This window comes from Pseudomonas sp. SDO5522_S412 (genome assembly GCF_054071215.1).
Genome location: NZ_JBSVWQ010000241.1, coordinates 1 through 8453, shown reverse-complemented (window position 1 = coordinate 8453; position 8453 = coordinate 1). Strand labels below are relative to the sequence as shown.

The following is an 8453-nucleotide window of genomic DNA, read 5'->3' as shown; positions in this document are numbered from 1 at the left end:
AGGATGCCCGCGTCATCGTTAACGACCTTCGCGAGCAAGCCCGCTCCCACATTTGGAGCGTGCCCGCCTTTGATTTTGCTGTTGCTTCAATCAAACTTATAGCTGATGGCCGTCTGCACCTGCCCCTGATTCACATCCCCGGTCTCCTTGACGATGCTGCTGTTGGCCGCTGACCCCACCAGGTGTATCCAACTGGCACTGGTCAACAGCGACCACTTCGCATCCAAAGGAAACTCAAAACTCTGCGTCAACGTCAGGTTCTGAAACCCGGCACTGGCGTTATACGGCCGAAACCCCGAGGCCGCAGCCTCATTGGCATCCACCCCGAAAAACGTCTGCGCCTGGCGGGCATCGGCAAAGTGCGCCATCAAGCCGGTGCTGCCGATAATGCCGCTCCCCAACGGATAACCCAACTCGCCGCCGAGCTTGCCCACCACGCCGCTTTGATCACGCGCCCCGCCCACGGCCTGGCCCACCTGTGCATACACCCGCCAGAACTCAGCCGGAGCGTATTGGATGAAACCGCCGATCTCGGCCATGTCCGAAACATCGCGTAACCCACGCAACGAGCCATTGGCCGTGCGCCCCGGCAGGTAATTGATATAGGGCCCCGCGGTAAAACCGTTGGTATTGAGCGCACTCCAGGTCAGCCCATCGTCGGTACCCAGGCTGACACTCCCCCAATCCAGATCGAAATACGGGATCGGCCGCGTTTCGTAGCGGCTGCCCGTGGGATCGTGGGGCTGATAGCTGACGCCTGCGCCGGCTTCACCGGTAATTCCGTCCGCCAGCGCAGCGCCGCAAACGCCCCACAGCCCCAGCAAACCGGTGAATACAGCAAAAGTAACCCTGAACATGGAGCCATTTCCTTTTGTGAACATGCGCGCATGAACGCGCAAACGCCCTGCCTTAGGCAAGCACTCATCTAGGTTGTAGCAAGCTACAAAAATTGTAGCAAGTTCCGACACAACCACACTCCGATACCCGCCAAACCCTTTGAAAACAGGGGTTGGTGGCACTTGGCACACTCCATGCTCTATCCCCTGCAAGCGCAACAGCGCGCTCCTACTTCATAGGTAAATGCAGATGATCCACTGGCATATCGTGTGTGACTTCGACGGGACTATCACTCCTACCGACGTCATCGACAACGTCCTCCAACGCTTCGCCGGCCCCGAGTGGGAAACCATCGAGCAGGAATGGCTGGATGGGCACATCGGTTCGCGCGAATGCCTGAGCCGTCAACTGGCGCTGATCAAGGCGACCCCGGCCGAGTTGCTGGCGTATTTCGACAGCGTCGAGATCGACCCGGACTTCCCGGACTTCGTCGACCATGTCATGGGCCTGGGCGCTTCCATTGAAGTGGTCAGCGATGGCATCGAACAAGGCATCGCGCGGATTCTGTCGCGCAACTACGTGACCTTGCTGCCGATCCTCGCCAACCGCCTGCGCCAGGTCGACCAGAACAGCTGGCGCATCGACTTCCCGTATGCCAGCGACGCCTGCCGTGCCGCCTCCGGCAACTGCAAGTGCAAGTCCACGCCGCGCAACAAGCGCGTGCTGGTGATCGGCGACGGCAAGTCCGACATGTGCGTGGCCTCCACCGCCGACTTCGTCTTCGCCAAGGCCAGCCTGGCCGACTACTGCGAAACCAACAACATCCCTTACGCGCGGTTCGACACCTTCGCCGAACTGCCGGCATTGCTGGCCAAGCTGCCTCAGGGCATCGCCGCCAACGCCACCTCCTTCAGCACCTCTTCCGACAATCAGGAACTCTTCCACCATGTCTGATATCCGCATCGCTACCGCAGAAGACCAGGTTCTTCTGGATAAAGAAGCCAAGTACTGCTCCTACGGCGACACCGTTCACTACATCGACCCGCCGCGCATTTTCAGCCGCTGCGAAGGCTCCTACGTGTGGGACACCGAAGACCAGGCTTACCTCGACCTGCAAATGTGGTACTCGGCCGTTAACTTCGGTTACGCCAACCCACGCCTGAACAACGCGCTGAAACAGCAGATCGACACCCTCCCGCAAATCGCCAGCCAGTACCTGCACAAAGGCAAGATCGAGCTGTCGGAAATGATCGCAGTCGACGCCAAGAAAAAATTCGGCCTCGACGGTCGTGTGCACTTCAACGTGGGCGGTTCGCAGTCCATCGAAGACTCCCTGAAAGTGGTGCGTAACGCCACCAACGGCAAGAGCCTGATGTTCGCCTTCGAAGGCGGCTACCACGGCCGTACCCTTGGCGCTTCGTCGATCACTTCGAGCTACCGCTACCGTCGTCGCTATGGCCACTTCGGCGAGCGCGCCAACTTCATCCCGTTCCCGTACCACTTCCGCGGCCCTAAAGGCATGACCAAGGAAGAATACGGCAGCCACTGCGTGCAGCAGTTCGCCCGTCTGTTCGAAACCGAATACAACGGTGTGTGGGACCCGAAAGTCGGCCAGAGCGAATACGCCGCCTTCTACGTCGAGCCGATCCAGGGCACCGGCGGCTACGTGATCCCGCCGATGAACTTCTACAGCGAGCTCAAGCAGGTCCTCGACCAGCACGGCATCCTGATGGTCGTCGACGAAATCCAGATGGGCTTCTGGCGTACCGGCAAGCTGTGGTCGATCGAACACTTCGACGTCAAGCCGGACGTGATCGTCTTCGGCAAGGCGCTGACCAACGGCCTGAACCCGCTGGGCGGCATCTGGGCCAAGGAAGAGTTGATCAACCCTAAGATCTTCCCGCCAGGCTCCACTCACTCCACCTTCGCGTCCAACCCGTTGGGCACCGCGGTAGGCCTGGAAATGTTCAAGATGACCAGCGAAGTCGACTACGGCGCAATGGTCATGGCCAAGGGCAAATACTTCCTGGCCGGCCTGCAAGAGCTGCAAAAGCGCTTCCCGATCATCGGCGACGTCGATGGCCTGGGCCTGGCCCTGCGCTGCGAAATCTGCGGCCCGGACGGCTTCACTCCGGACAAGGCGACCCTGGACTACATGGTCGAGGAGGGCATGAAGGGCGACATGGTGGTTGACGGTCAGAAACTCGGCCTGATCCTCGACGTGGGCGGCTACTACAAGAACGTGATCACCCTGGCACCGTCGCTGGAAATCAGCTACCCGGAAATCGACCTGGGCCTGAAGCTGCTCGAGCAACTGCTTGTGCGAGCGACCAAACGGTGAGCAGCCACGAGATCGACCTCGGTGAAGGTGATGCCGGCTTCGTTCTCGGTAGCGGTCCGATTGGGATCCTGTTGATCCACGGCCTGACGGGCACCCCGACGGAACTCCGTCGGGTGGCCCAGGGGTTGGCCAAGGTCGGTAACTGCACGGTGTACGTGCCGACCCTGGCCGGCCACTGCGGGGACAACAGCGACCTGCAAGCCACCGGCTGGCAGGACTGGTACGAAGGCGTGCGCAAGACCTTCGTCGCGGTGAAACAGCGTCACGAGCAGGTATTCGTCGGCGGCTTGTCGATGGGCGCGGTGATGTCGATGTACGTGGCGTCGCAGTTCCCCGGCCAGGTTGCCGGCTTGCTGATGTACTCCACGACGTTGAAGTACGACGGCTGGAGCATCAACAAGATGGCGTTCATCACGCCCTTGCTGATCCGTATTCCCTTCGGTGTGCGCCTGTTCCGCTTTACTGAAAAGCCGCCCTACGGCATCAAGAACGAGCGCCTGCGGGCGATCGTCGAGCGGCAGATGAAGGAAGGGGAGAGCAGCGAGGCGGGTCTCTTGACCATGGAGGGCGTCACGGTGCGCGAGTTGCACTGGATGAATGCCGTGGTGAAGAAGCTCATGCCATCGATCAAGACCCCGGCCCTGGTGCTGCATTCCATTGAGGATGACATCACCAGCCGTTGGAACGCCGATTACGTGGAACGCCATCTCGGCGGCCCCGTGACCAAGATCCTGCTGGACAACTGCTACCACATGATCACCGTCGACCTGCAATACCGTCGGGTGATCGAGTTGAGTGCCGAGTTTGTCGGGCAGCACGCACACGCCACAGAGGCACCTGAAGATTATCGACAGCTGGCTTGAACCCTAAGGATTTGACGTGATCACCGCCCAAGCCTTTTCGACCATTCGGGCCATCGAACGCAGTGCCTGGAACGACTGTTTTCCCGATGCCCTGGAGGATTGGGACTATTACGTGGCCGTGGAAAACGCCGCTATTGATGACTTTCAGTGGCGCTACCTCGCGGTGTTTGACGATGCAAGGCTGGTGGCGGTCGCGCCGGCGTTCATCACGCGGTATCGCCTCGACACCACCGTGTCAGGCGTAGGCAAGCGCTTTACCGAGCGCCTGGAGCGACTGTGGCCGGGTGTTTTGAAGTTGGGCCTGTATGCCATCGGCTCGCCGGTGGCGGAGCAGTGCAATGCGGGCATCGCCAGCCACGTTGCCGAATCAGGGCGCGAGGCTCTGCTTGCGCAATTGCTCGCTGCCGCGCGCCAGGATGCCGATACGTTCGGCGTCGGGCTGGTGGCGGTCAAGGATGCACCGACCAGGGACGAAGGCTGGTCAAACAGCTGCCTTGGCGCGGGTTTCCAGAGCATGCCCAGCCTGCCAACGGCCTTGTTGCCGATCCCTTTTGGTTCAGTGGACGCCTACCTCGGTTCGCTGGACAAAGCCACCCGCAAGGACCTGCGCCGCAAACTGCGTGCGCCGGGCCCGCGTGTCGAGTGGCGACGCAACATCGACGACGTACTGCCGCGCATCATGGCGCTGTATGAGGCCACCCTGGAACGCTCCGACCTGCAGTTCGAGCGACTGCCGGCAGGCTATTTCACCGGTATCCTTGAACAGCTGCAGGAACGTGCGGTCTGTGTGCTTTATTGGGTGGACGAGCAACTGGTGGCGTTCAACCTGATCCTGCTTAACCGGGATCGCCTGATTGACAAGTTTTTCGGCGAAGACAGTGACTACAGTCGCGAATACAGCCTGGCGGTGCGCAGTTGGTTAACCAACATCGACTACTGTATTCGCAACGATATTGCGTTATATGAATGTGGTCAGGCCGGCTATGCCAGCAAGTTGCTGCTGGGCTGCGAGTTCCAGGGCAACAGCATGTTTTTCCGCCACCGTAACTGGCTGGTCAACCGTGCGCTGTTCGTTGCAAAAGTGTTTCTCCGACCGGATCGATCCGACCCTGCCATGGCTGCTGCGATAAGCGAAACCTGATGATCAACAAGACCCGCCAAAAAGCCCGCCCCTTTGCCATTTCGCGTTGGAGCGTCCAGCGCAAGCTGGTGTTGGCGTTCTGGCTGGTGACGGTAATTCCGACGATGATCGCGGCGGAGCTGGCCGCCACGACGTTGTCGCAGATCTTCGACAGCAACGTGCGCATCTGGCTGCAGGAGTCGACCAAGATCGTCAAGGACGAGATCGGCGACATCCTCCACGACAACGCCCGGGTTGCCCAACTGTTCCTGCGCTATACCAAACCGCCGTCGTCGCGCCAGGCCGAGAAACACGACAAGCTGACCGCCGATATTGCCGCCGCCACCGACATCGACGTGGTGGCGCTGATCCGCAGCAGTGACCACAAAATCGTGTTTACCACCGCCGCCGATGACATCGTCAAGCAAATCAACCTGGCCAGTAATGCGGTGTTGCAGACGGTCCAGGTGGGTGGCGTGACCACCGGGGTTGTGGTGTCCACCTTCGAGACCAGCGAGGACGGCGTCGATTACCAACTGCTGGTGGCCACTTATCTGGACAGCAGTTTCCTGACCAGCGTGGCCGATGTGCATTCCCTCGACCTGCGCTTGTACCTGGCCAACCCCACCGGGTTTTCGGAGATTTTCTCCACCCAGCGCTTCGTCGATCACCCCACGCGGATTCCTTCGAGTATCGAATCCGCGCTGCGCAGCACCAAGCAACCCAGCGAACAATTCACCAACAACTACAGCGGTTTGTACTGGCCGATCTTCAACGATGCCGGCGAGCTGCAAGGGGTGATCTTCAGTGGCTTGCTGCGCCATACCAGCCTGGTGGGCCTGGTGAACCAGAGCAATCTGTTCGTGTTGATCTTCCTGCTCAGCTCGGCGTTGTCCCTTGGTGCGGGCATGCTGGTGTCCCAGCGCCTGACCCGGCCATTGCGGGATCTGTCCGAAGGCGTCAGCGCGGTGATCTCGGGTAACTATCAGCACCGTGTGGCGGTCAGCGGCGGCGACGAGCTGGCGCAACTGAGCAGCACCTTCAACCACATGACCGAGCGCCTCGGTGAGTTGCATCACCTGGAAGCGCAACTGCGCCGCCGCGACCGCCTGCATGCACTGGGCGAAGTCGCGATGGGCCTGGCCCATGAAATTCGCAACCCGCTGGGCATTATCAAGACGGCCACCCAGTTGCTGCATCGCCGCGCCGATTTGCCGGAAACCGACAAGCGTCACCTCGAATACGTGATCAGCGAAGTCAGCCGGATCAACGACCTGATCACCGAATTCCTCGACTTCGCCAAACCCAGTGCACCGCTGCGCACCTTGCAGGCGGCACGCCCGGTGGTGGAGGAGATCCTCGGCTTCTGCGGGCCTGAGCTTGCGACCCATAACATCGACGCGCAAATTGATGATGCGGCTCCCGGCGCGACGATTTATGCCGATGCCAAGCAGCTCAAGCAGGCGTGCCTGAACCTGATTCTCAACGCCATCGACGCCATGCCCGGAGGCGGGCGCCTGACCCTGGGCATCCACAGCGTGGGCGGCAACACGGTGATCAGCATCGGCGATACCGGCGAGGGCATTGCGCCGGACATGATCGAGCGGATCTTCACACCATTCGTCACCACCAAGGCCTCGGGCACGGGCTTGGGTCTGGCCAAAGTGTTCTCGATCATGGAAAGTCATGACGGCAGCATCGAATGTGTCAGCGAGACAGATGCCGGCGCCACCTTCAGCCTGTACATTCCGGCCCAGGGTGCAGACGACGGCGATGATGAGGATGGTGATGACGCATAACGTATTGGTAGTTGACGACGAACCCAAGCTCTGTGACTTGCTTTCGTCGGCCTTGAGCCAGAGCGGGATCCAGGTGTTTACCGCCGGCAACGGCCTGCACGCGCTCAAGGTGCTGGAGCAGGAAGACATCGACCTGGTGATCAGCGACTGGCGCATGCCCGGCATGGACGGGCCGGCGCTGCTGGCGGAAATCAAGGTGCGCTACCCGCAACTGCCGGTGATCGTGATGACCGCCTACAGCACCGTGAAGAACGCGGTGCAGTCGATGCGCAACGGCGCCTACGACTATATCGCCAAGCCCTTCGATATCGACGAGCTGGACATCACGGTGGCGAAGGCCCTGCAGTTTCGCGACATCATGCGCGACAACGCGCGCATGCGTGCCGAGTTGGATGAACATGCGCAGTTCGACAGCCTGGTGGGCGACAGCCCGGCGTTTCGCCGCGTGCTGCACGCCGTGGACTCGGTGCGCGACAGCAACGCTACGGTGCTGCTGACGGGCGAAAGCGGCACCGGCAAGGAGATGGTCGCCCGCGCCATTCACAAGCACGGCAACCGCGCCGATAAGCCGTTTGTGGCGGTCAACTGCGCGGCAATCCCCGAAGGTTTGCTGGAAAGCGAGATGTTCGGCCACCGCAAGGGCGCCTTCACTGGCGCCGTGGCGGATCGGGTCGGGCGCTTCATGCAGGCCGACAAGGGCACGTTGTTTCTCGATGAAGTGGGTGACATGCCGTTGGCGTTGCAGGCGAAAATCCTGCGGGCCTTGCAGGAGCGGGTGATCGAGCCGGTGGGTGACCCGCGCGAGCGCAAGGTGGATGTGCGAGTGATCGCTGCCACCAACAAGAATTTGCTGGATGCGGTGGCGAACAAAGAGTTTCGTGAAGACCTTTACTACCGCTTGAACGTATTTCCGATTCCGCTGCCGGCCTTGCGTGAGCGGGTGGAAGATATCGCGCCGCTGGCCCGGCACTTTGCCCAGACCTTGAGTGCCACGGCGGGCAAACGCATCACCGGTTTCAGCCCCGAGGCGTTGCAGGCCATGGCGGCGTATTCCTGGCCGGGCAATATTCGTGAGCTGCAGAACTGTGTGGAGCGGGCGACCATTGTCGCGGCGACGCCGGTGATCGAGGATATTGATTTGCCGGCGTATCTGTTTGCTTCGACGCCTGCTGAGGATGGGGTGGGCGCGATACTCAGCAACGGGCCGGGTGTGCCGCAGGATCTGGATGCGGCGCTGGCTGAGGTGGAGAAGGCTTACATCATGGCTGCGTTGCAGGAGAGCAACGGGGTGCAGGCTGCGGCGGCGCAGAAGATCGGGATTTCCGAGCGCAGTTTTTGGTATCGGTTGAAGAAGCTGGGGATTCAGGTGGACAAGATTGTTCGCTAGGGGGCGCTGAGCGGTTGCTTGGGGGCATATCCGTTATTTAGGTAACGGCGACTTATGGTTCCGCTCTTACAGCGGGTCACTTTTGGCAAACGCCCGGAATGCCGGC

The 8453-nt window shown here is 60.8% G+C and carries 7 protein-coding genes; 6 read left to right on the top strand and 1 reads right to left on the bottom strand.

Annotated elements, in window-relative coordinates; translation table 11 throughout:
- Positions 1–86 precede the first annotated feature (86 nt).
- Positions 87–857 carry a MipA/OmpV family protein gene (locus ACW9I6_RS28090; protein WP_008435532.1) on the bottom strand — a complete coding sequence of 257 codons (771 nt, stop codon included), beginning with the start codon at positions 855–857 and terminating at the stop codon, positions 87–89.
- Positions 858–1086: 229 nt separating this feature from the next.
- Between ACW9I6_RS28090 and ACW9I6_RS28085 the strand changes: the two genes are divergently transcribed.
- From ACW9I6_RS28085 to ACW9I6_RS28060, 6 genes are read left to right on the top strand one after another with little or no spacing between them, the layout of a single operon-like run.
- The gene (locus ACW9I6_RS28085) at positions 1087–1791 is read left to right on the top strand and encodes an MtnX-like HAD-IB family phosphatase (protein WP_008435530.1); all 705 of its coding nucleotides are present in this window, start codon (positions 1087–1089) and stop codon (positions 1789–1791) included.
- Positions 1784–3178, top strand: a complete 1395-nt coding sequence (locus ACW9I6_RS28080) for an aspartate aminotransferase family protein (RefSeq protein ID WP_003216473.1) — start codon at positions 1784–1786, stop codon at positions 3176–3178. The genes ACW9I6_RS28085 and ACW9I6_RS28080 overlap by 8 nt, the downstream gene beginning before the upstream one ends.
- On the top strand, positions 3175–4041 hold the full coding sequence (locus tag ACW9I6_RS28075) for an alpha/beta hydrolase (protein ID WP_003216475.1): 867 nt from the start codon (positions 3175–3177) through the stop codon (positions 4039–4041). The genes ACW9I6_RS28080 and ACW9I6_RS28075 overlap by 4 nt, the downstream gene beginning before the upstream one ends.
- A gap of 16 nt (positions 4042–4057) precedes the next feature.
- Positions 4058–5182, top strand: coding sequence for a GNAT family N-acetyltransferase (locus ACW9I6_RS28070; protein WP_003216477.1), 1125 nt, complete (start codon positions 4058–4060; stop codon positions 5180–5182).
- Positions 5182–6960, top strand: a complete 1779-nt coding sequence (locus ACW9I6_RS28065) for an ATP-binding protein (protein ID WP_457340073.1) — start codon at positions 5182–5184, stop codon at positions 6958–6960. The genes ACW9I6_RS28070 and ACW9I6_RS28065 overlap by 1 nt, the downstream gene beginning before the upstream one ends.
- A complete protein-coding gene (locus ACW9I6_RS28060; RefSeq protein ID WP_003216481.1) occupies positions 6950–8347 on the top strand; it encodes a sigma-54-dependent transcriptional regulator in 1398 nt (465 codons plus the stop codon). The genes ACW9I6_RS28065 and ACW9I6_RS28060 overlap by 11 nt, the downstream gene beginning before the upstream one ends.
- Positions 8348–8453: the final 106 nt, after the last annotated feature.

Coding starts and splice junctions, on each gene's coding strand:
- ACW9I6_RS28065 (WP_457340073.1), top strand. CDS start 5,182: ATGATCAACAAGACCCGCCAAAAAGCCCGCCCCTTTGCCATTTCGCGT.
- ACW9I6_RS28080 (WP_003216473.1), top strand. CDS start 1,784: ATGTCTGATATCCGCATCGCTACCGCAGAAGACCAGGTTCTTCTGGAT.
- ACW9I6_RS28085 (WP_008435530.1), top strand. CDS start 1,087: ATGATCCACTGGCATATCGTGTGTGACTTCGACGGGACTATCACTCCT.
- ACW9I6_RS28060 (WP_003216481.1), top strand. CDS start 6,950: ATGACGCATAACGTATTGGTAGTTGACGACGAACCCAAGCTCTGTGAC.
- ACW9I6_RS28090 (WP_008435532.1), bottom strand. CDS start 857: ATGTTCAGGGTTACTTTTGCTGTATTCACCGGTTTGCTGGGGCTGTGG.